This window comes from Tenacibaculum piscium, from assembly GCF_021390755.1.
Lineage (GTDB): Bacteria > Bacteroidota > Bacteroidia > Flavobacteriales > Flavobacteriaceae > Polaribacter > Polaribacter piscius.
Genome location: NZ_JAJGWR010000002.1, coordinates 393646 through 415566, shown reverse-complemented (window position 1 = coordinate 415566; position 21921 = coordinate 393646). Strand labels below are relative to the sequence as shown.

Genomic DNA, 21921 nt, shown 5'->3' with positions numbered 1-21921 from the left:
GTATTAATTATAAAAAGAAGTAAGAATTCCTTTTGCGTGTAACAGGTTTGTAATGGCTCTTCGTTGCTTAAAATAAGATTCTTGTAATTTAAAATTTGCTTTTTCTAAATCGGTTAAGGCATCTAGGACATCATTTATTGGGGCTAAATTGTTTTTATATTGTGTATTTATCATATTATAAGTGGCGTTTGTCAAATCAATTTCTTTTTCACTTATTGTAATATTTTGAACGGAAGATTCATAATCGAGTGTTGCTTTTACAAGGCTTAAAGCAATCATTTCTTGCGCCTGTTTGCGTTGCTCTTTATATTTTAGGTTTTCAATAAGCGCTTTTTTACTGTTTAAAGTTGTTTTAAAACCATCAAAAGCGTTCCATTTTACGCCAACGCCTACATACCATTTCGGGTCTAATAATGATAAATCATCTTCTAAAAATTCATAATGTCCTTTTAGGGCTATTTTAGGAATGAAATTATTTTTTTCCATTTTAGCTTTATAAAGTGTTGCTTTTTCAGCTTCTTTTAAGGCTTTTATTTCATTACGTATTTCATTCGGAGTATCATTTGTATTTTTAAAGTTATTTTCTAATAAATTTTGATTAAAAGTTAGTGGAAATAATTGTGGATTTATCAATTTTAAATGGCTTATTTTTTCGCCAGTAAGCTGTTCTAAAACTGCTATTAATAAAGTTTTATTTTGATTAAAAGCTAACTTTTTAGAAGCTAATTGTTGCTGTGCTACTTCAATTTTTTTACGACTGATAGGCGTTGCTAAGCCATTTTCAATCGCTTTTTTCACAAAATGTTCTTGTTCGTTTAAGTATTTTTCAGAAATGGCTAGTACTTTTTTAGAAGCATAGACCAAGGCTAATTGATCGTAAGTTTCTATAATTTTTAAGGCGATTTTATCTTTTTCTGCAATTCCCAAATAAGTTAAAGAAGCCTCTTTGTGCTTGCTTGCTTTTAAGGCGTTGCTTGCTTGAAATCCGCTAAATAATACCCAATCAACATCAACTGCCGCTTTTAAAAGATTTTCATCTTGAAGATTTGGTACATTTTTTATAGGAATACTACTTGGAATTGCGCTATTAAATGGTATACCGATTGCTTCTTTAATGAGTAATTTTTGTGTTCCCATTAAAAGGTTTTGCGTATCGTTATCAAAAGTAATCGGTTCGTTTAAGTGTACAAAACTTCCGTTAAAAGTAACATTGGGTAAAAATACCGATTTTGCTAATTTTTGATCTATTTTAGCTTTTTGGGCATCTAAATTATAAATATTAGCCGTATGACTTTTATGTAATCCTTTATTGATAAGTTCTTTTAAAACAGGGTTTAGCTGTTGAGCGAAACTCATAAACGGATAAAATCCTACCAATAAAAGTAGCGGTATGGTTGTTTTTGATATTTTTATTTGCATTGCAAAGGTTTTAAAAGTGCAATGCAAATATCTTAATAATAAAAGGAAATTCTTTTGACTTTGGTTAAAATTTGGTCAAAATAACAGCAATAAAATAACGATACTATTTTAACTGCAAAAAGTTAAAAATCAGGTATTTTAAAGCTTGTTTTTTTTGATTTCTTTACTGAAACAGGTATGAAAAATGATTTTAAGAAGTAATTCTTTTTAATTCTGAAATTAACGCAATTTTATTTTGTTCATCCGAAGAAGAATGTCCTGCGTTTTCAATATTTAATGTTGAATTATTTAAACTTTCATGCAATCTGAAAGCTTGAATTGGCGTACAAATAAAATCATAACGTCCGTGAACAATTGCGGTTTTAATATCTTTAATTTTATCAATATTATTCATGATAAAATCTTCCGAAATAAAACAATTATTTTTAATATAATGCGCTTCTAAAATCGCCATTGATTTATACGAAAAGGTTTTTAAAACTTCTTCGGTATCGGTAATTTTGTTAATTGTATAAAAAGACATTTCATAAAAAGCCCATTCATACGCATATTTATTGCTGATTTCTTCATCATCGCAAGTCATCATTTTTAAATAATAATCCACAGGGTTTTCACCTTTAGGAACTAATTTATTAAAACGATTCCAAACATCAGGGAAAAATTCTTTAATTCCACCGCCAATATAATGGTCAAAAGCGTATTTATTTGCCAACCAAATTCCTCGAATAATCAATCCTAAAACACGCTCTGGATGATGAATTGCATAGACAAGTGAAAGCGTGCTTCCCCAAGAACCGCCAAAAACATAGACTTTTTCGAAATTTACATAATCCAATAAGGCATTAATATCTTCCAAAAGAAGTTGGGTGGTATTATTTTCAATACTTCCAAAAGGCTTACTTTTTGAAGTTCCTCGTTGGTCAAAAAACAGCACATTATATCTTTCTGGGTCAAAAAATTGCTTGTCTTTTTCTCCAAAACCTGCTCCAGGACCACCGTGCAAAAATAGTACAGGAATCCCTTTTGGATTTCCATATAATTCAAAATAAAGTTCGTGTCCGTGAGAAACAGGGAAATATCCTGTTTTATAAGATGCTATGTTTTTTTCTGATGTCATAATATATGTTACTTGAAAGTTTGCGTTTAAAAAAGATAAAGATACGGGTAATCTTACTTTTTGATTCTTGAATATAAAAATTTTTCTACACATTTTTTTAAGAAATAGATTATTCAGAGCCTGTTAAGTTTATGAAAATAAAATTTATAACGTTCTAAGAGCGATGTTTTTTTGATGTTAAAGTGTTTCTAAATAGATGTTTTTAAAAATAAATCAAAATAAATTAGGATATTAAAATATAATATTTGAATATTTGCCCTCACAAAGTTCAATAACTTATTGACAATGTTATCAAGAAAGGCGGAGGGATTAGACCCTGTGAAGCCTTAGCAACCCTTTGTTTAAGTCAAAGAAGGTGCTAAATTCTACTTAATTTTAGATTCATTTATCTAAAATTGGATAGATAACTCAAAAACAATTACTTCGCTGTAATTGTTATATTTCTTCATAACATTTTTCGAGTAAGCGCATCAAAATAATTAGGTGCAGGTAACTTTTGTTTTAATTTTAATTATTTCAAAAAACAAGAAAAATGAGTACACAAAAATTTGCAACAAACGCCTTACACGCAGGACACGACGCAACACAAACCGCAGGAACACGCGCGGTGCCAATTTACCAAACAACATCGTATGTTTTTAACAATTCTGAGCATGCTGCAAACCTATTTTCATTAAAAGAATTGGGCTTTATTTATACCCGATTAAACAACCCAACAAATCAGATTTTACAAGACCGTTTGGCGAGTTTAGAAGGTGGAATAGGAGCGGTAGTTTTCGCATCAGGAACGGCGGCAATTGCAACAGGATTATTAACCTTATTAAAAGCAGGCGACCACATTGTGGCATCGAGCAGTTTGTACGGAGGAACGTACAATTTATTAAGCGTTACTTTACCGAGATTAGGAATTACAACCACTTTTGTTGACGCTTCCAATCCTGATAATTTCGGCAAAGCAGTACAAGAAAATACCAGAGCTTTTTTTGTTGAATCTTTAGGAAATCCGAAGTTAGATGTGTTAGATTTAAAAGCAATTTCAAACCATGCAAAAACAGCCGAAGTTCCTTTTATTGTTGATAATACCGTAGCAACTCCAGCGTTATTAAACCCGATTCAGCACGGTGCAAATATCGTAATTCATTCATTGACAAAATATATCGGCGGACACGGAACGTCTTTAGGAGGCGCAATAATTGATGCAGGAACTTTTAATTGGGCAAATGGTAAATTCCCAGAATTTACAGAACCATCTGCAGGATATCACGGGCTGGTTTATCATGATGTTTTAGGCGCATCTTCTTATACTTTTAAATTAATTTTAGAAGGATTGCGTGATTTTGGTGGCGCATTAAGCCCAACAAATGCGTTTAATATTATCCAAGGATTGGAAACCTTAAACATCAGAATTAAAAAACACAGTGAAAATGCGTTGGAATTAGCCAAATGGTTAGAAAATCAAGAAGCGGTTGCTTGGGTGAATTATCCAGGATTGGAAAGTAGTAAATATAAAAAATTAGCAGATAAATATTTACCAAAAGGACAAAGTGGTATTGTAACCTTTGGCGTAAAAGGTGGCTATGAATCGGCTAAAAAAGTGGCGGATACTACAAAATTATTTTCATTATTAGCCAATATTGGCGATACAAAATCTTTAATTATTCATCCTGCAAGCACCACGCATCAACAGTTAAGCGAACAAGCACAACAAAGTGCAGGTGTTAGCAGTGATTTAATTCGTTTATCTGTAGGATTAGAAAATATTGAGGATTTAAAAAATGATTTAACCAGCTCTTTTTTAAAAATATAATATGTTAATACAGCAACTTTTACAGATAAATATTACCAACTTTACGACAGAAAATGGACTTTTTTTCGAAAAAATCCCTTTAAGTTATGAAGTTTTTGGCAAAGAGTTAGGCACAGCGCCCGTGGTTTTAATCAATCACGCATTAACAGGAAATAGCAATGTTGCAAATCCAAAAAATGGCTGGTGGAAAGATTTAATCGGAAAAAATAAAGCTATTGATACGACTAAATATACAGTTTTATGTTTTAATATTCCTGGAAATGGCTACGATGGTTTTTTAATTGATGCGTATAAAAATTTTATCGCTAGAGATATTGCAACACTATTTTTAAAAGGATTAGAAAAACTGAAAATAACAAAATTATTTGCTTTAATTGGTGGTTCTTTAGGCGGTGGAATTGCTTGGGAAATGGCGGTTTTAAATCCTAAAATAACTCAAAAATTCATTCCAATAGCCACCGATTGGAAAGCTACCGATTGGTTAATTGCAAATTGTCAAATTCAAGAACAATTTTTAGTGAATTCAAGCAATCCTGTACATGATGCTCGTATGCACGCTATGCTATGTTACCGAACGCCAAAATCTTTTAAAGAACGTTTTCATCGCTCAAAAAAGGAAAATTCTGAAATATTTAATGTCGAAAGTTGGTTGTTGCATCACAGTGAAAAATTACAGGAACGCTATCAGTTGGCATCCTATAAATTAATGAATCAATTATTAAAAACGATTGATGTTACCAAAGGACAAAATAATGCCGATATTTTAGAAAAAATTGAAGCCGATATTCATATTATTGGCGTTGATTCTGATTTGTTTTTTACCGCCGAAGAAAATAGAGAAACGCAAAAAGAACTCGCTTTAGTACATGATAATGTAACGTACAATGAAATAAATTCGGTACACGGACACGATGCTTTTTTAATGGAATACAAGCAATTAGAAAAAATAATCAGCCCAATTTTTAATCCAAAATTAAAAAATAAGAACATAAAAATAATCAAATTTGGAGGAAAATCGTTGTCAAATAACGGAATTAGCAATGTGATTTCTATTATTGAAGAAAAAATAAATAATCAAGAAAAAATAGCAGTAGTTGTTTCGGCAAGAGGAAATGCAACAAATCAACTAGAAGAAATTTTAGAAAAATCCGCTAAAAATGAAAATTATCAACAGCAGTTTGAAGCTTTTAAATTTGAGCAATCAAAATTAACGCCACTGCTTGATTTTTCATCAGAATTTACACATTTAGAAAAACTTTTTGAAGGTGTTTTTTTATTAGGTGATTTTAGCCCAAAAATAAAAGATGAAATTCTAGCACAAGGAGAAATTTTATCAGCAAAAACAGTTACTGAACTTTTAACGCAAAAAGGGATATCAGCAAAAATTACCGATGCCAGAAAGCTATTAAAAACAGCTGAAAATTTTGGAAATGCACAGCCAATTATAAAAATATCAAAAGAAAATGTACAAAAATATTTTAAGAAAAATAACAATACAGTAACTATTGTAACAGGTTTTATAGCCTCTAATTTAAAAGGAGAAACTACTACTTTAGGACGAAATGGAAGTAATTATACAGCATCGTTATTGGCGAATTTTTTAAATGCTGATGAATTGCAAAATTACACGCATGTTGATGGAATTTTTACCGCAAACCCCGATTTGGTTGCCGATGCTCAAAAAATAGAAACACTTTCTTTTTCTGAAGCAAATGAATTAGCCAATTTTGGAGCTACCATTTTACATGCAAAAACAATAAGCCCGTTATTGGAAAAAAATATCAATCTTCGGATTTTAAATACGTTTAAACCCAACGATTCAGGTACTTTAATTAGGGCTAAAACAACTTCAAAAGGCATAAAATCGATTGCTGTTTTAGATAATGTTGCTCTATTAAATTTTGAAGGAAGAGGTTTATTAGGAAAAGTTGGCGTAGATGCGCGTATTTTTAAAGCGTTAAGTAATAAAGAAATAAGTGTGAGTATTGTGTCGCAAGGTTCTTCGGAAAGAGGCATCGGTTTGGTGATCGATAAAAGTAAATCCGAAGAAGCTATAAAGGCATTAGAGCAAGAATTTGAAAGTGATTTTTATACCAAAGATGTACATCAAATTTCAATTATAGCCGATGTTTCGGTGATTTCAATTATTGGGCAAGATTTAAGTGAATTTCATCATTCGTATAATGCGTTGATTAAAAATCAAATTGTTCCGTTGCTTTTTAACAACACAATTTCAGGGAAAAATGTGAGTTTAGTTGTTAAAAAACAGCAATTACATAAAGCTTTAAACGTTATTCACGGACAGGTTTTTGGAGTTGCTAAAAAAATAAATATCGCCATTTTTGGAAAAGGATTAGTGGGGGGAACTTTAATTAATCAAATTATAGAAAACACAAAATCAGTACTTGAAAGAAAGAAAATTCAATTGAATATTTTTGCAGTATCAGGTTCTAAAAAATTGCTATTAAATGAAAAAGGAATTGATGAAAATTGGGAAATCGATTTAGAAAATAGCACCGAAATTTCTGCTATAAATACGGTTATCGATTTTGCAAAAGAACATCATTTAGAAAATTTAATAGCCGTTGACAATACGGCAAGTCATCAATTTATTGAAAATTATACATCGTTAATTGAAGCTGGTTTCGATTTGGTTTCTTCCAATAAAATAGCCAATACCGTATCGCATAGTTTTTATAAAAAATTAAGAGATACTTTAGCTAAAAATAATAAATCATACTTGTATGAAACCAATGTTGGTGCAGGTTTGCCGTTAATTGATACGATTAAATTATTACACGATTCAGGAGAGAATATCACCAAAATTAGAGGCGTTTTTTCGGGTTCGTTAAGTTATTTATTTAATACTTTTTCTTCGGATGATGTAGCCTTTTCTGAAATACTTCAAAAAGCAATTGACAAGGGATTTACCGAGCCAGACCCAAGAGAAGATTTATGTGGAAATGATGTGGCTAGAAAATTATTAATCTTAGCACGTGAGTTAGATTTAAAAAATGAATTGGAAGATATTGCCATTGAAAATTTAATTCCGACAGCATTTAGAGAAAGCTCTTCGGCTGGTTTTTTATCGAATTTAAAAGCTTTAAATACTGTTTTTCAGCAGAAAAAAAACGCACAAAAACCCAATCATGTATTGCGTTATATTGGTGATTTATCAGGCGATTTATCTAAAGAAAAAGGAAATTTAACGGTGAAATTAGTTTCTGTGCCAACAAATTCTGTTTTGGGAAGTTTAAAAGGTTCGGATGTTATTTTTGAAATTTATACGGAATCTTATGGCGAAAAACCGATTGTTATTCAAGGAGCAGGAGCGGGCGCAAAGGTAACCGCAAGAGGTGTTTTTGGCGATATTTTACGCTTGGCAAAAAATCATTAAAAGATAAAAAACAACAAATATGAGTTATCAATTTGAAACCCAAGCGATAAGAAACCAAACCGAACGTTCACAATTTTCGGAACATTCTACGCCGTTATATCTAACATCTAGTTTTGTTTTTGAAGATGCAGAAGATATGCGTGCTTGTTTTGCTGAAGAAAAAGATAAAAATTTATATAGCCGATTTTCAAACCCTAATACCACGGAATTTGTAGATAAAATTGTAGCGATGGAAAAAGCCGAAGCAGGATATGCTTTTGCTACAGGAATGTCGGCTGTTTTTTCGACTTTCGGAGCCTTGTTAAATTCGGGAGATCATATTGTTTCGTGCAGGTCTGTATTTGGTTCAACACATAGTTTGTTTACTAAATACTTTCCAAAATGGAATATTCAAACGAGCTATTTTAATATAAATCAACTTGAAAAAATTGAAGGTTTAATTCAGCCAAATACTACAATTTTATATGCCGAAACGCCAACAAATCCAGCAGTTGATATTATTGATTTAGAATTGCTTGGTGAAATTGCTACAAAACATAACTTATTATTGATAATAGATAACTGTTTTGCGACGCCTTATTTGCAAAATCCTATTGATTTTGGTGCCGATTTAGTCATTCATTCGGCAACCAAATTAATTGACGGACAAGGAAGAGTTTTAGGCGGAGTAACTGTTGGAAAAGCCGATTTAATTCGAGAAATTTACCTGTTTTCAAGAAATACAGGTCCTGCAATGTCACCTTTTAATGCGTGGGTTTTATCAAAAAGTTTAGAAACATTAAGTATTCGTGTGGAAAAACATTGTGAAAATGCCTTAAAAGTAGCGGAGTTTTTAGAAAATCATCCGAAGGTAAATTTAGTGAAATATCCATTTTTAAAATCGCATCCAAAATATGAAATCGCCAAAAAACAAATGCGATTTGGTGGAAATATTGTAGCCTTCGAAATAAAAGGAGGCATTAATGCAGGACGCAAGTTTTTAAACAGTATAAAAATGTGTTCTTTATCAGCAAATTTAGGCGATACCAGAACTATTATAACACATCCAGCATCAACAACACACAGTAAATTAAGCGAAATTGATCGGTTGGAAGTAGGAATTACCGATGGATTAGTTCGATGTTCTGTCGGTTTAGAAAATGTAATAGATATTATAAACGACTTAAAACAAGCATTAGAAAATCATAAAAATAACTCATAAAAATAATTTAGAAAAATAACAAATAATAAAAAATTAAATAAAAAGTGTACTTTTGGGGTATGCTATCTAAAAAAACAAAATACGGAATTAAAGCCCTAACATACATTGCTAGGCAAGAACACGGAATAAAAATGCAAATAGCCACTATTTCCGAATGTGAAAATATTTCACATAAATTTTTAGAAAGTATTTTACTCACATTGCGAAAAGCAGGTTTTTTAGGTGCGAAAAAAGGAAAAGGTGGAGGATATTATCTGCTAAAAGAAGCATCAGAAATACAAATGACCGATGTTATTAGAACCCTCGAAGGACCAATAGCAATGCTACCTTGCGTGAGTTTAAACTATTATGAAAAATGTAGTGATTGCCCCGATGAACAGGCTTGTGGTGTTCGTAAATTGATGATACAAGTTAGAGATAGTACCTTACAAGTATTGAAAAATACCACGCTTGCTGATTTAGTATAAAAATTCTTGCATGCTTTTTTACTACAATTTTTAGTTTTTTTTATAAATTTTACCTTTATTTTTTTTGTTATCTAATTTGAATTAATACATTTGTAATCTTAAAACCTAGTTACCCGATAGGGAAATAGTATTTTGAAATGATTTTAGAACAATTAATAAAAGAAATAAAACAAAATAAGCCAAATAAAGAGGCCGATAATCAAACTGAAAAAGGGTCTGAAAACACCTGGAGAAGTATTGTGAAATCAATAAGTTGGCGAATAATCGGTACGATAGATACGGTTTTAATATCATGGTTTATCACAGGAGAATTAGCCCTAGCATTTTCAATAGGAAGCATCGAATTAATAACAAAAATGGTATTATACTTTTTTCACGAAAGAATTTGGAATAAAATAAAATGGGGGAAATAATGAGCTTAAAAAACGAATTGAATTTAGAATTTTTAAATAAAAAATTAGCAAAACTAAGTCCAAAAGAAATTGTACAATGGGTTTTTAATTTAGATAAAAAAAATATTATTACCACAAACTTTAGACCTTATGAAGTAGCGATTTTACACCTAATATCCCAAGAAAGTCCCAATATAAAAGTTATTTGGTGCGACACAGGTTATAACACCCCCCAAACCTATAAACACGCCGAAGAACTGATTGAAACATTACACTTAAATGTTGATTTATATGTGCCGAAACAAACCGTAGCACATCGTACTGTTATTATGGGACTTCCTTCGGTTGATGATCAAAATCATGCAAAATTTACCGAACAAGTAAAATTAGAACCTTTTAAAAGAGCTATGAAAATTCATCAGCCTGAAATATGGTTTACCAATCTTCGAAAAGGACAAACAGCTTTTAGAGATGGTATCGATATTTTATCCTTTAGTAAAGATGGAATTTTAAAAGTGAGTCCTTTTTATCATTGGTCGGATGAAGATTTAGATGGGTATTTAGAAACCCATAAATTACCAAATGAGTTCAAATATTTTGATCCAACAAAGGTAGAAAGTAACAGAGAATGCGGTTTACATATTTAAAAATAAGAGTATCATTATGGACATTATAACAATAGAAAAAACAGCTACAATATCAAAAAAAGTATCAAAAATAGCATCAAAAACTTTAGAAAATACGATAAAAGTAGGCGCCTTAGAAAGCGAAGCTATTTATATTTTTAGAGAAGTTGTAGCGCAGTTTGAAAAACCTGTATTATTATTTTCAGGAGGAAAAGACAGTATTACGTTGGTTCGATTGGCGCAAAAAGCGTTTTATCCAGCGAAAATACCGTTTCCTTTAATGCACATTGATACAGGGCATAATTTTCCTGAAACCATCGAATTTAGAGACCGTTTAGCTAAAGAATTAGGAGTGGAATTAATCGTTCGAAATGTACAAGATAATATCGATAACGGAAAGGTTAAAGAAGAAACGGGTAAATATGCGAGTAGAAATATGCTACAAACCGAAACGTTATTAGATGCTATTGAAGAATTCGGGTTTGATGCTTGTATCGGTGGTGCTCGTAGAGATGAAGAAAAAGCAAGAGCTAAAGAACGTATTTTTTCTGTAAGAGATGATTTCGGACAATGGGACGAAAAAAACCAACGTCCTGAGTTATTTGATATTTTAAATGGAAGAATTGATTTAGGGCAAAATGTGCGTGTTTTTCCTATTTCAAATTGGACAGAGTTAGATGTTTGGAGTTATATCCAAAAAGAAGCGATTGAAATTCCATCGATTTATTTTGCGCATAAAAGAAAAACATTTGTTCGTGATGGAATGATTTGGTCTGCTGAAGATGCCGTTGTTTATCGTGAAGAAGATGAGGTTGTTGAAGAAAGAATGGTGCGTTTTCGTACTGTTGGCGATATGAGTTGTACCGCCGCTGTGTTGTCGGACGCTGTGAGTATTGATAAAGTAGTCGCTGAAATTAAAGAATCAACCATTTCAGAAAGAGGTGCTAGAATTGATGACAAACGCTCGGAAGCAGCCATGGAAAAACGTAAACAACAAGGTTATTTTTAATATGATTTAATTATCTAAAGAAATAAAAATAATAATTAAAGAATACAAACTAGGTTTTTAATTATCAGTAAAAACCAATAGCAGACTAAAATGAACGTATTAAAAATAGCAACAGCAGGAAGTGTCGATGATGGTAAAAGTACTTTAATAGGTCGTATTTTATATGATACCAAATCATTAACCGACGATAAATTGGAGGCAATTGAAGCAAAAAGTAAACAAAGAGGTTTTGATTATTTAGATTTTTCATTAGCAACTGATGGTTTAGTTGCCGAACGTGAACAAGGAATTACCATTGATGTTGCACATATTTATTTTTCAACACCAACAACCAGTTTTATTATTGCCGATACGCCTGGACATATTGAATATACTCGAAATATGGTTACGGGTGCGTCTAATTCACAGGCTTCTATTGTTTTAATTGATGCTCGAAATGGCGTAGTTGAGCAAACGTACCGTCATTTTTTTATCAATACCTTATTACGAGTAAAAGACGTGGTAATTGCAGTTAATAAAATGGATTTGGTTGATTTTTCTGAGGATAAATTCAATGAAATCAAAAAAGAAATTCAAGATTTAGCAAGTAAAAGTGGGTATGAAAATCAACAATTAACCTTTATTCCTATTTCGGCATTAAAAGGTGATAATGTTGTGGATGCTTCAACTAAAATGCCTTGGTATAAAGGTGAAACTTTATTAAATCATTTAGAAACCTTAGAATTTGAAGATGTTTCAGAAGCGTCTCAAATGCGTTTTCCTGTGCAAACGGTTATCAGACCAAAAACAGAAGAATATCACGATTTTAGAGGGTATGCTGGTAAAATTTATGGTGGCGATTTAGCCGTTGGCGATACCATTACGGTATTACCTTCTGAAACAAAATCTAAAATAAAAAGCATTCACTTTTTCGATAAAGAATATCAAAAAGCAACTCAGGGAAGTTCAATAACCATCACTTTAGAAGATAATATAAATATCAGTAGAGGCGATATGTTGGTTAAAAAAGACCAAGAACCAAGCATTGCAAAACAATTAAATGCCACTATTTGTTGGATGGATAAAACGCCTTTACAAGCATCTTCAAAATACATTATAAAACATGGCGTAAATGAAGTGCAGGCAAAAATAACTGCTTTAACATCAATTATAAAAACCGATTTTTCGGGGAAAGAAGAAAACCCATCAGAATTGGTTTTAAATGCAATTGGCGAAGTTTCTTTAAAAGTAAATAAACCGTTGTTTTTTGATAGTTATAGTAAAAATAAAGCAACAGGTTCGTTTATTTTAATCGATCCGAAAACCAATAATACCGCAGGAGTTGGCTTTATAGAGTAATCAAATTATATCAAAATAAAACGCTTTTAAAAGCGGATACCTAATAAAATTATGCAAAGTTTTAGAACCGAAATAGAAAACCCAATTGTAGAAAAAGACATTCTAGAATTAGCACGAAAAATTGAACTTTTTAAAGAAGGAAAGATTGATGAAGAACGCTTTCGTAGTTTACGATTAGCACGAGGAGTTTACGGACAGCGTCAATTAGGCGTGCAAATGATTCGTATAAAGTTACCTTACGGAAAAGTTTCTAGTGAACAATTACATCGAATTGCCGATGTTTCTGACGAATATTCTCGTGGGCGTTTGCATATTACAACGCGTCAGGATATCCAAATTCATCATGTGAGTTTAGATAGAACGCCAGAATTATGGGCGCAATTAGAAAAAGATGACATTACTTTACGAGAAGCTTGTGGAAATGCGGTTCGAAATATAACCGCATCGGAAACCGCAGGAATTGATGTAAATGAACCTTTTGATGTGTCGCCCTATGCCGATGCTACGTTTAAATTTTTCTTAAGAAATCCAATTTGTCAAGAAATGGGACGAAAATTTAAAATGTCGTTTTCAGCTACGGATGAAGATACAGCGTTAAGTTTTATGCACGATTTAGGTTTTATCGCCAAAATAAAAAATATTGATGGGCAAGATGTTAAAGGATTTAAAGTTTTATTAGGCGGTGGATTAGGTTCACAGCCTCGTCATGCCGATGTTATTTATGAATTTTTACCAGCAGATTTATTAATTCCTACTATTGAAGGTGTTTTACGTGTTTTTGATAGATACGGAGAACGTGCAAAAAGAGCAAAAGCTCGTTTAAAGTTTTTAATAAAAGATTTAGGTGTTGAAGCTTTTTTACAATTAGTTAAAGAAGAGCAAAAATCATTTTCATACAGTACTTATCCAGTAGATACTACTGCTTTTGAGCAAGAAATCACATTTGAAACTGCTGAAATTCCTTCAGTAACTATCGATGATGAAGAAAGCTATAATAAATGGAAACAGTCAAATGTTATCAAACAAAAGCAAGCAGGTTTATTTGCTATTGGAATTAAAGTTCATTTAGGTGATTTTTATACTGATAAAGCACGTTTATTAGCTGATTTGATTAAAAAATACGGTGCAAACGAATTACGTTTTACTTTACGTCAAAACATATTAATTCGTCATATCCGTGAAGAATCGTTACCTTTCTTTTATACAGAATTAAATAAGTTAGGATTTACAGAAGCAGGTTACAATAGCTTAAATGATATTACAGCTTGTCCTGGAACAGATACTTGTAACTTAGGTATTTCTAGTAGTACAGGTATTGCTACAGAATTAGAGCGTGTTTTAAAATCGGAATATCCTGAGTATGTAAACAATAAAGAGCTTGCTATTAAAATTAGTGGATGTATGAATGCTTGTGGTCAACATAATATGGCTCACATTGGTTTTCAAGGAATGTCTGTAAAAGTTGGTAATTTATTAGCACCTGCTTTACAAGTTTTAGTTGGTGGTGGTGTAATTGGTAATGGAAAAGGGCGTTTTTCTGATAAATTAGTAAAAATACCGAGTAAAAGAGGACCAGAATCCTTACGTATTTTATTAAATAATTTTGAAGATAATAAAGATGATAATGAGCATTTTTTAACATATTATGATAGAAAAGGAAAAACATATTTCTATGATTTGTTAAAACATTTGTCGGATACCTCTAATTTATCCGAAGATGATTTTATTGATTGGGGACATGATGAAAATTATGTAAAAGCAATTGGAGTTGGTGAATGTGCTGGTGTTGTTATCGATTTAATCGCTACACTTTTATTTGAAAGTGAAGAGAAAATTGAAAATGCAGGTGCAGCTTTAAATGAAAAACAATGGTCAGATAGTATTTATCATTCATATTCAGCAATTGTTAATACTGCAAAAGCTTTATTAACTGCTGAAGGAGAAAAAACAAATACACAAGCAGGAATTATAACTAATTTTGATAAAGTATTTGTTGAAACAAACAAAATATCTTTACCTGTATCAACTTCTTTTACTGAGTTTATATATCAACTAAAAGAAAACGAACCTACTGAAGCATTTGCTAGCGAATATTTAGCAAATACAAAAGCTTTTTACAAAGCAGTAGATTCTTACAGAAAATTAGCATTAGAAAATTAAATAAGTAATTAACAATGAGAAATTTACCAAAATTAACCGTAGTTGGTGCAGGACCTGGTGATGTTGATTTAATAACTTTAAAAGCAGTTAAAGTTTTAAAACAAGCAGATGTTGTTTTATATGACGCTTTGGTAAATGACGAATTGTTATCATACATAAACCCTAAGGCAGAAGTTATTTTCGTAGGAAAACGAAGAGGCTGTTATAGTTATCAGCAAGAGCAAATTAATGAATTAATTGTAGCTCGAGCAAAATCACATGGTCATGTGGTACGTTTAAAAGGAGGTGATCCTTTTATTTTTGGACGTGGCTCGGAAGAAATGGAATATGCAGTAAAATTTGGCTTGGAAGTAGCCGTTGTTCCAGGAATTTCATCATCATTAGCCGTGCCAGCATCACAAAATATACCGTTAACAAAACGTGGATATTCAGAAAGCTTTTGGGTAATAACAGGTACAACAAAACAACATTTAATTTCAAATGACGTTGCGTTAGCTGCAAAATCTAGCGCAACAATTGTTATTTTAATGGGAATGGGTAAATTATCAGAAATTGTAAGTCTTTTTCAACATGAAAATAAACATGATTTACCCGTCGCAATTATTCAAAACGGCACTACATCCGAAGAAAAAATAGGCGTAGGAACTGTTGATACTATTGAGCAAATTGTGCTTGATAAGCAACTAGAAAATCCTGCAATTATTGTATTAGGAGAGGTTGTAAAACACAGACAAGAATTACAGCAAGTACAAGCACAAATAAAAACAACTGCATTAGCATGATAGGTCAAGAAAGAAATAATCTGTATCCTATTTTTTTAAAAATGGATCAGCTTAATGTATTGATTGTAGGTGGTGGGAATGTAGCTTTAGAAAAATTAACTTTTTTATTAAAGTCTAGCCCAAATGCAAAAGTTAAAATGGTTGCTCCTTTTTTTAGAGAAGAAACAATAGCATTTGCAAATAAATATGCAATAGAAATGATTAATGATATTTATCAAGAAAAATATCTAGAAAACAAACATATTGTTATTGCCACTACAGATAATGTACCTGTTAATATAAGTGTATATAAAAACTGTAAAGAAAAAAATATTTTAGTAAATGTAGCTGATAATCCACCATATTGTGATTTTTATATGGGAGGAATCGTAACAAAAGGAAATGTGAAAATTGCTATTTCTACCAATGGAAAATCGCCGACAACTGCTAAAAGATTACGTCAATTTTTTGAAGAAGTAATTCCTGATAATATTGACGATTTAGTACAAAATTTAAACAAATATAGAAAAACGCTGAAAGGCGATTTTGAACACAAAGTTGAAACATTAAACGAATTTACCAAAAGTTTAGTAGAAAAAATAAAGTAACATGATTACAACAGATATTCTAATTATAGGGGCAGGTCCAACAGGATTATTTACTGTTTTTGAAGCAGGATTACTAAAATTACGCTGTCATTTAATTGATGCATTGCCACAACAAGGAGGGCAATGTTCGGAGATTTATCCGAAGAAACCGATTTATGATATTCCTGCATATCCTGAGATTTTAGCAGGTGATTTAACGGATAAATTAATGGAACAAATCAAGCAATTTGAACCAGGATTTACCTTAGGCGAACGTGCCGAAACTATCGAGAAACAAGAAGACGGAAGTTTTCTGGTAACCACCAATAAAGGAACACAACACCAAGCACCCGTAGTAGCAATTGCAGGAGGTTTAGGAAGTTTTGAACCAAGAAAACCACCCATTCCAAACATCGCTGATTTTGAAGATAAGGGCGTGGAATACATGATTAAAGAACCAGAATTATATCGCAATAAAAACGTGGTAATTGCTGGTGGTGGAGATTCTGCTTTAGATTGGTCAATTTTTTTAACCGACATTGCAAAATCGGTTACTTTAGTTCACCGAAGAAATGAATTTCGTGGTGCCTTAGATTCTGTTGATAAAGTGCAAGAATTAAAAGATGCAGGAAAAATCAACTTAATAACACCTGCGGAAATAAAAGGAATTATTGGGCAGAACCATATTGAAGGCGTTGTAATTGCTGAAAAAGATAAAGAAGAATACACACTAAACTGTGATCATTTTATACCTCTTTTTGGTTTATCACCTAAATTAGGACCTATCGGAAATTGGGGCTTAGAGATTGAAAAAAATGCGATTAAAGTAAATAATGCGTTAGATTATCAAACAAATATTCCAGGAATTTATGCCATTGGCGATGTAAATACCTATCCTGGGAAATTAAAGTTGATTTTATGTGGTTTTCACGAAGCAACTTTAATGTGTCAAAGTGCGTTTAAAATTATTTATCCAGATAAAAAATACGTAATGAAATACACCACAGTAGGCGGTGTTGATGGTTTTGATGGAACTCGAAAAGAAGCGCCAAAGGCGGTGATTAAAAAAATAGAATAAACGTTTTTTAAACATGATTTTTATCGAATATATAGCGCAATTATCAGAAGATAAACTCTTGTATTTTGCCTTGCCTATATTTTTTATAAGCATGTTTGTTGAATATCAATTCGCAAAAGAAAAATACCAGCTAAAAGATACTGGAATATCGCTATTAATGATGGTTTTTTCGGCTATTATAGAATTTATTCCAAAGATTTTAGCTTTTATTGTATTTGTATATATACATGAAATCAGCCCATTTAAAGATGTTGTTCAACGTCAATGGTGGGCTTGGATTTTATTGCTATTTGCCGATGATATTTCATACTATTGGTTTCATCGCTTAAACCATGAAGTGCGGTTGTTTTGGGCAGGGCATGTACCGCATCATTCATCAATATATATGAATTTAGGAACTGCATTGCGCCAAGGTGTAGGAGAGCGAATTCATAAATTCTTTTTTTGGTTGTGGATACCCTTATTGGGTTTTGATCCATTAATGATGTTTACCATGATGGGAATTAGTTTAATATATCAATTTTTTGTACATACAGAATTGGTTGATAAATTACCCAAACCAATTGAATTTATATTTAACACACCTTCACATCACAGAGTGCATCATGCGTCTAATATTCGATATTTAGATTGTAATCATGCAGGTATTTTAATTATTTGGGATCGACTTTTTGGTACTTTTTCAAAAGAATTAAAAATTGTTGAAAAACCTGTTTATGGGTTAACAGTAAATATTGAAACTAAAAATCCTATAAAAGTAGCAACACATGAATATGTTGCTATTTGGAAAGATGTTAAACGCGCCAATAAGTTTTCAGACAAATTAAATTATATATTTAATTCACCTGGTTGGTCACACGATGGCGAAGATCATCGCGCGAAAACGTTACGTAAAAAAATGAATTTGTAAAAATGGAAGTACTACAAGATATTACACTAAAAATAACCGATCGAGAAGGCGTATTACACGAAGTTATTGCACCAACCGATATGGCAATGAATTTAATGGAAGTTGTTCGTTCCTACGAGCTAGCTCCTGAAGGAACTATCGGAATTTGTGGCGGAATGGCAATGTGTGCTTCTTGTCAATGTTATGTGAAATCGGCACATGAATTGCCTGAAATGGGCGATGATGAAGACGCAATGCTTGCCGAAGCTTTTCATGTAGAAGATAATAGCCGTTTAGGTTGCCAATTACCAATAAGACCCGAAATGGATGGTTTAGAAATTGAATTAGCTCCTGAGAGCTAATTCAATAATATTGAAAATTGATCTTCTAAAATTGAAAGCCAATCTGTAATTCTTTGTTGGGTGTATTCGGGTTGATTATCTTCATCAAGGGCTAATCCATAGAAATAATCATTGTTGTAAAGTGCTTTTGATGCTGTAAAATCATAGCCTTTTACTGGCCAAAAACCAGTAATATTTCCACCATTTTTTAAAATTACTTCAGCAAGCATTCCAACACCATCTATAAAATATTCACCATAACCATATTGATCTCCTAATCCGTAAATAGCAACTGTTTTATTGGTGAAATTGATGGTTTTAAATTCATCAAAATAAGCTTCCCAATCACTTTGTAAATCACCATCATACCAAGTAGATAATCCTAAAATAAGAACATCAAATTGTTCAAAATCTGATTTTTTAGCCTCTGATACTTCGATTACTTTTATATCGCTATAACTCCACTGATCTACAATAGAATTCGTAATTTCTTCCGTCATTCCTGTATCTGATCCATAAATTAAACCGATTGTTTTCATAGTTTGTTTTTTAAGATTGTTTTTTTATAAAAGCTGTTTTTCTCCACTGGTTTAAGTTTACAACTAAAAGTATACTAGCAATGGCAGTAAGTAATAATATCCATATTTTTGAAAGTTCGTTCGGATGTCCTATTACCTCTTCAATGACATGATAACAGTTAAATAATGCAACAATTATTGCCCAAATTAAGGATGTTATTTTAAACCAATTTTTTGATAATTGAAGGGTTAATAAAGCAAATAAAAATGCCGTTCCTTCCATTAAAATACGCCATTGATGTGCCCACATTGGCGTTTCACCAGTTGACCCATCAATAAAAACAGTTTGATTAAAAAATACGGTTGCTAATCCGTAAATATGATGAAAAATATATCCGAAGATAATCAATATCCAAAGACTAATAATTTTTGTTTTCATAGGTATATAATTGTTTTTTTTATTTTTAGAAAGCGTCGTTATTTTTATAGAATCTTCCTTTTTTTCAACTTCTAAATTTTTGTAATCAATGGGGTTTTTATAAAATGAACTTTGTTCTTTTATACTTGGTTTTATTTTCAAATAAAAAAGTAAGGCAAATGAGGATAGTACTATCCAAAAGATATCAACAGTAAAAATTTCGTACTGATGATTAGCATACATTTTCCAAAACCAATTATTAGAAGTAATCCCGTTTAAAATAGGAACTAAAAAACCAAAAATAGCTCCTAATAGTAAACAAGCCTTATTAGTGAAATAATTATCACGCTTAAATCTAAAATAAAGTGTAAAAACAAGCCAAGAGATAAAGTAAAACCAATATATCGCATTTTTAGGATTTTCAAATGTACCATAGGTTATTCTTGAAAATAAAAATGCTAAGGCAGTTACAGGAAACATTGATAAGCAAATAGCAAGATATATATGACCTACTTTTGCTGTGTATAATCGTTGTTTTAGCGTTTTACTTTTTTTATTCCGTGCTTCGACATAAACTAATACGCCCGTAATAATTACAAAACAAGTAAGTAAACCAAAGATAAAATAGAAAATTTTAGTTGAAATTCCACCATAATCTGCAAAGTGTAGGCGGTATTGTATATTTAAAACATCTTCTATATAGTTTAATTTATTTGGATTTTTATGTGAAATAATAGCACCTGTATAAGAATTATAAATAACTCTTCCAGTTCCTGCAAAACGCTTTTTACTATCTAAACTTCCCTCAATACTATATTTCATATTAGTTCCTCCATAATTAGAAACTGAAAAACGTGTAATTTGAGTATCCTCCCAAAGTTTAGTGGTTTGTTTAAGTATCGTATTTATTTTAATCGGATTTGCTGTTGATGCTGACTGCCACTTATACGATTTTGTTTCAGGTAATATAGCAGTAATCATTTTGTCTTTATCTCCACCATATAAAAGTGTTGCAGGGATTAAAATAAAAATTTTAATCATAAAAAAAGCACCTGTTATCCCATACATAAATTGAAATGGTAAACCAATCACTCCTAAAGCAGTATGTGCATCTGCCCACAATCTGTTTAGTATTATTTTTGGATTAAAAGTATAAAAGTTTGAAATTATTTTATTCCAATGAACAATTATTCCTGTAACAATCGCAAAAACAAAGAAAAAAGCAATAAAACCAGACAAATAAAGACCAATCGGACGAGGAATTTGATCTAGAAAATGTAATCGGTATAAAAACTCGGATAAACTGTAATTTTGTTGATAGTTCTTTGTTGAAAAATCATTTAAATTTAGATAATAAAATTTAGACGTAGTTCCTTTAGGATTTGTAATCGTATCTTTTGTTGCACCTAAACGAACTCTAACTTTATCATTATCTTGAGTTAGTGTAATCGAAACATCTCTACCCTGAAGATTTTCTGTTGTATTTAACTGCTCTAAAACAGCATTGTAATTAGTTGCTAAAACAGTATGGTGTTTTATTTCTTTTCCCTGTTCCCAAAGTTTAATTTCATCTTTAAAAAAAGAAAAAGAACCAGCAAAAAAAATGATGTATAAACCGATACTTATTATTATTCCGCTTACAGTATGTGTATTAAAAAAAACACTATAATTTCTTTTACTCATTATATAAAAGGATTTTGTTGATTAGCAATATAATAGAGCCCATATAAAAGTATAATAATACCTAAATAACCAGCCCAAATTTTCCATCCATTAATAAATAAATAAGGAATAATAAGCATTACAACCCAAATCATAAAAAATGTGAATGTTGAAAAAATGATGACCTCTACATGATATGGAAGTATAAGCGCAAAAATCATGTGGATTAATGCAGTAATAATATAACCACCTAAAATACCTGCGGATAATTTAGCGAATTTTTGCCCTGGTGATTTTGTTAAATATTTGGGGTTTGCTGGCATTTTCTATAGGTTTAAAAATTGAATAATAAACAAAACAAAAAAGGTGATAAAAATGTATTTATAATGTATTCTTTGAGTTGGCATACCAATAATTAGTAAAGAAAGTATTACCGTTGTTGTTATTAATAAATATAAAATACCTGCGGTAATTCCAAAGTGGTTAATTGAGAACACTAAAGAAATAATGTAGCATATTATACCTATAATCTTTGCTTTTAAATTATTTTCTTGTAGCCATTTTTCAATAAATATATTATTATTTAATATTGCTTTTTCAGAAGTATTGTACAAACAAAAACTTCCTAAGAAATTTAATAAAATAATTAAGACGATCATTTTTATAGAAATTAAACCACACTGAATAAAAAACACAGTGTGGTTAGGTTAAAAAGCTAAAAATAGGGGGACTTT

Annotated in this window: 20 protein-coding genes and 1 riboswitch; of the genes, 14 read left to right on the top strand and 6 right to left on the bottom strand. The window is 31.3% G+C overall.

All coding sequences use genetic code 11. The annotated features are described in order from the left end of the window. Window positions 1-3 precede the first annotated feature (3 nt). Both L0U72_RS05970 and pip read right to left on the bottom strand, forming a co-directional pair. Window positions 4-1419, bottom strand: coding sequence for a TolC family protein (locus tag L0U72_RS05970; protein ID WP_233862229.1), 1416 nt, complete (start codon window positions 1417-1419; stop codon window positions 4-6). 190 nt (window positions 1420-1609) lie between these two features. Beyond that, on the bottom strand, window positions 1610-2629 hold the full coding sequence (gene pip, locus L0U72_RS05965; RefSeq protein WP_233898658.1) for a prolyl aminopeptidase: 1020 nt from the start codon (window positions 2627-2629) through the stop codon (window positions 1610-1612). 192 nt (window positions 2630-2821) lie between these two features. Then, window positions 2822-2946, top strand: a riboswitch (SAM riboswitch). A 122-nt stretch (window positions 2947-3068) separates the two neighbouring features. Here pip and L0U72_RS05960 point away from each other — a divergent pair. The 14 genes from L0U72_RS05960 to L0U72_RS05895 all read left to right on the top strand — a co-directional run bounded on the left by L0U72_RS05960 (window position 3069) and on the right by L0U72_RS05895 (window position 18610). Further along, window positions 3069-4343, top strand: a complete 1275-nt coding sequence (locus L0U72_RS05960; RefSeq protein WP_233898657.1) for an O-acetylhomoserine aminocarboxypropyltransferase/cysteine synthase family protein — start codon at window positions 3069-3071, stop codon at window positions 4341-4343. 1 nt (window position 4344) lies between these two features. After that, window positions 4345-7740: a bifunctional aspartate kinase/homoserine dehydrogenase I gene (gene thrA, locus L0U72_RS05955; protein WP_233898656.1), complete on the top strand. Its 3396-nt coding sequence runs from the start codon at window positions 4345-4347 to the stop codon at window positions 7738-7740. A 19-nt stretch (window positions 7741-7759) separates the two neighbouring features. After that, window positions 7760-8941 (top strand): trans-sulfuration enzyme family protein, encoded by a 1182-nt coding sequence (locus tag L0U72_RS05950; protein WP_233898655.1) that lies wholly within the window; start codon window positions 7760-7762, stop codon window positions 8939-8941. A 59-nt stretch (window positions 8942-9000) separates the two neighbouring features. Then, entirely contained in the window at window positions 9001-9408 is a 408-nt protein-coding gene (locus tag L0U72_RS05945; protein WP_233862192.1) for an RrF2 family transcriptional regulator, read from the top strand. 137 nt (window positions 9409-9545) lie between these two features. After that, the gene (locus tag L0U72_RS05940; RefSeq protein ID WP_101917510.1) at window positions 9546-9821 is read left to right on the top strand and encodes a DUF2061 domain-containing protein; all 276 of its coding nucleotides are present in this window, start codon (window positions 9546-9548) and stop codon (window positions 9819-9821) included. Beyond that, complete coding sequence (locus L0U72_RS05935; protein WP_193700166.1) at window positions 9821-10447, top strand: phosphoadenosine phosphosulfate reductase domain-containing protein; 627 nt, start codon at window positions 9821-9823, stop codon at window positions 10445-10447. Before L0U72_RS05940 ends, L0U72_RS05935 begins: the two co-directional genes overlap by 1 nt. A gap of 16 nt (window positions 10448-10463) precedes the next feature. Beyond that, a complete protein-coding gene (gene cysD / locus L0U72_RS05930) occupies window positions 10464-11435 on the top strand; it encodes a sulfate adenylyltransferase subunit CysD (RefSeq protein ID WP_233898654.1) in 972 nt (323 codons plus the stop codon). Between the two features lie 90 nt (window positions 11436-11525). Further along, window positions 11526-12773, top strand: coding sequence for a sulfate adenylyltransferase subunit 1 (locus L0U72_RS05925; protein ID WP_233898653.1), 1248 nt, complete (start codon window positions 11526-11528; stop codon window positions 12771-12773). Between the two features lie 51 nt (window positions 12774-12824). Then, window positions 12825-14933 carry a nitrite/sulfite reductase gene (locus L0U72_RS05920; protein ID WP_233898652.1) on the top strand — a complete coding sequence of 703 codons (2109 nt, stop codon included), beginning with the start codon at window positions 12825-12827 and terminating at the stop codon, window positions 14931-14933. 14 nt (window positions 14934-14947) lie between these two features. Next, window positions 14948-15715: a uroporphyrinogen-III C-methyltransferase gene (gene cobA, locus L0U72_RS05915; protein WP_233898651.1), complete on the top strand. Its 768-nt coding sequence runs from the start codon at window positions 14948-14950 to the stop codon at window positions 15713-15715. Continuing rightward, complete coding sequence (locus L0U72_RS05910; RefSeq protein ID WP_233885161.1) at window positions 15712-16302, top strand: precorrin-2 dehydrogenase/sirohydrochlorin ferrochelatase family protein; 591 nt, start codon at window positions 15712-15714, stop codon at window positions 16300-16302. Before cobA ends, L0U72_RS05910 begins: the two co-directional genes overlap by 4 nt. A gap of 1 nt (window position 16303) precedes the next feature. Continuing rightward, the gene (locus tag L0U72_RS05905; RefSeq protein ID WP_233898650.1) at window positions 16304-17359 is read left to right on the top strand and encodes an NAD(P)/FAD-dependent oxidoreductase; all 1056 of its coding nucleotides are present in this window, start codon (window positions 16304-16306) and stop codon (window positions 17357-17359) included. Between the two features lie 13 nt (window positions 17360-17372). Continuing rightward, window positions 17373-18269, top strand: a complete 897-nt coding sequence (locus tag L0U72_RS05900; RefSeq protein ID WP_233898649.1) for a sterol desaturase family protein — start codon at window positions 17373-17375, stop codon at window positions 18267-18269. Between the two features lie 2 nt (window positions 18270-18271). Next, window positions 18272-18610 carry a 2Fe-2S iron-sulfur cluster-binding family protein gene (locus L0U72_RS05895; RefSeq protein ID WP_101918457.1) on the top strand — a complete coding sequence of 113 codons (339 nt, stop codon included), beginning with the start codon at window positions 18272-18274 and terminating at the stop codon, window positions 18608-18610. Here the strand turns inward: L0U72_RS05895 and L0U72_RS05890 are convergent. Genes L0U72_RS05890 through L0U72_RS05875 form a run of 4 tightly spaced genes read right to left on the bottom strand, consistent with a single transcriptional unit; the run spans window position 18607 to window position 21846 of the window. Continuing rightward, complete coding sequence (locus tag L0U72_RS05890) at window positions 18607-19128, bottom strand: flavodoxin (RefSeq protein WP_101918456.1); 522 nt, start codon at window positions 19126-19128, stop codon at window positions 18607-18609. The two genes, L0U72_RS05895 and L0U72_RS05890, sit on opposite strands and share 4 nt — an antisense overlap. Before the next feature lie 10 nt (window positions 19129-19138). Continuing rightward, window positions 19139-21208 carry a PepSY-associated TM helix domain-containing protein gene (locus L0U72_RS05885; protein ID WP_233898648.1) on the bottom strand — a complete coding sequence of 690 codons (2070 nt, stop codon included), beginning with the start codon at window positions 21206-21208 and terminating at the stop codon, window positions 19139-19141. Continuing rightward, window positions 21208-21510: a hypothetical protein gene (locus L0U72_RS05880; RefSeq protein WP_101918454.1), complete on the bottom strand. Its 303-nt coding sequence runs from the start codon at window positions 21508-21510 to the stop codon at window positions 21208-21210. Before L0U72_RS05880 ends, L0U72_RS05885 begins: the two co-directional genes overlap by 1 nt. Before the next feature lie 3 nt (window positions 21511-21513). Then, window positions 21514-21846: a hypothetical protein gene (locus tag L0U72_RS05875; protein ID WP_233861692.1), complete on the bottom strand. Its 333-nt coding sequence runs from the start codon at window positions 21844-21846 to the stop codon at window positions 21514-21516. Between the last annotated feature and the right edge of the window lie 75 nt (window positions 21847-21921).

What these genes read in the sequence shown, in the direction of transcription:
- L0U72_RS05970 (WP_233862229.1), bottom strand. Translation starts at nt 1,419, where the DNA reads ATGCAAATAAAAATATCAAAAACAACCATACCGCTACTTTTATTGGTA.
- pip (WP_233898658.1), bottom strand. Translation starts at nt 2,629, where the DNA reads ATGTGTAGAAAAATTTTTATATTCAAGAATCAAAAAGTAAGATTACCC.
- L0U72_RS05960 (WP_233898657.1), top strand. Translation starts at nt 3,069, where the DNA reads ATGAGTACACAAAAATTTGCAACAAACGCCTTACACGCAGGACACGAC.
- thrA (WP_233898656.1), top strand. Translation starts at nt 4,345, where the DNA reads ATGTTAATACAGCAACTTTTACAGATAAATATTACCAACTTTACGACA.
- L0U72_RS05950 (WP_233898655.1), top strand. Translation starts at nt 7,760, where the DNA reads ATGAGTTATCAATTTGAAACCCAAGCGATAAGAAACCAAACCGAACGT.
- L0U72_RS05945 (WP_233862192.1), top strand. Translation starts at nt 9,001, where the DNA reads ATGCTATCTAAAAAAACAAAATACGGAATTAAAGCCCTAACATACATT.
- L0U72_RS05940 (WP_101917510.1), top strand. Translation starts at nt 9,546, where the DNA reads ATGATTTTAGAACAATTAATAAAAGAAATAAAACAAAATAAGCCAAAT.
- L0U72_RS05935 (WP_193700166.1), top strand. Translation starts at nt 9,821, where the DNA reads ATGAGCTTAAAAAACGAATTGAATTTAGAATTTTTAAATAAAAAATTA.
- cysD (WP_233898654.1), top strand. Translation starts at nt 10,464, where the DNA reads ATGGACATTATAACAATAGAAAAAACAGCTACAATATCAAAAAAAGTA.
- L0U72_RS05925 (WP_233898653.1), top strand. Translation starts at nt 11,526, where the DNA reads ATGAACGTATTAAAAATAGCAACAGCAGGAAGTGTCGATGATGGTAAA.
- L0U72_RS05920 (WP_233898652.1), top strand. Translation starts at nt 12,825, where the DNA reads ATGCAAAGTTTTAGAACCGAAATAGAAAACCCAATTGTAGAAAAAGAC.
- cobA (WP_233898651.1), top strand. Translation starts at nt 14,948, where the DNA reads ATGAGAAATTTACCAAAATTAACCGTAGTTGGTGCAGGACCTGGTGAT.
- L0U72_RS05910 (WP_233885161.1), top strand. Translation starts at nt 15,712, where the DNA reads ATGATAGGTCAAGAAAGAAATAATCTGTATCCTATTTTTTTAAAAATG.
- L0U72_RS05905 (WP_233898650.1), top strand. Translation starts at nt 16,304, where the DNA reads ATGATTACAACAGATATTCTAATTATAGGGGCAGGTCCAACAGGATTA.
- L0U72_RS05900 (WP_233898649.1), top strand. Translation starts at nt 17,373, where the DNA reads ATGATTTTTATCGAATATATAGCGCAATTATCAGAAGATAAACTCTTG.
- L0U72_RS05895 (WP_101918457.1), top strand. Translation starts at nt 18,272, where the DNA reads ATGGAAGTACTACAAGATATTACACTAAAAATAACCGATCGAGAAGGC.
- L0U72_RS05890 (WP_101918456.1), bottom strand. Translation starts at nt 19,128, where the DNA reads ATGAAAACAATCGGTTTAATTTATGGATCAGATACAGGAATGACGGAA.
- L0U72_RS05885 (WP_233898648.1), bottom strand. Translation starts at nt 21,208, where the DNA reads ATGAGTAAAAGAAATTATAGTGTTTTTTTTAATACACATACTGTAAGC.
- L0U72_RS05880 (WP_101918454.1), bottom strand. Translation starts at nt 21,510, where the DNA reads ATGCCAGCAAACCCCAAATATTTAACAAAATCACCAGGGCAAAAATTC.
- L0U72_RS05875 (WP_233861692.1), bottom strand. Translation starts at nt 21,846, where the DNA reads ATGATCGTCTTAATTATTTTATTAAATTTCTTAGGAAGTTTTTGTTTG.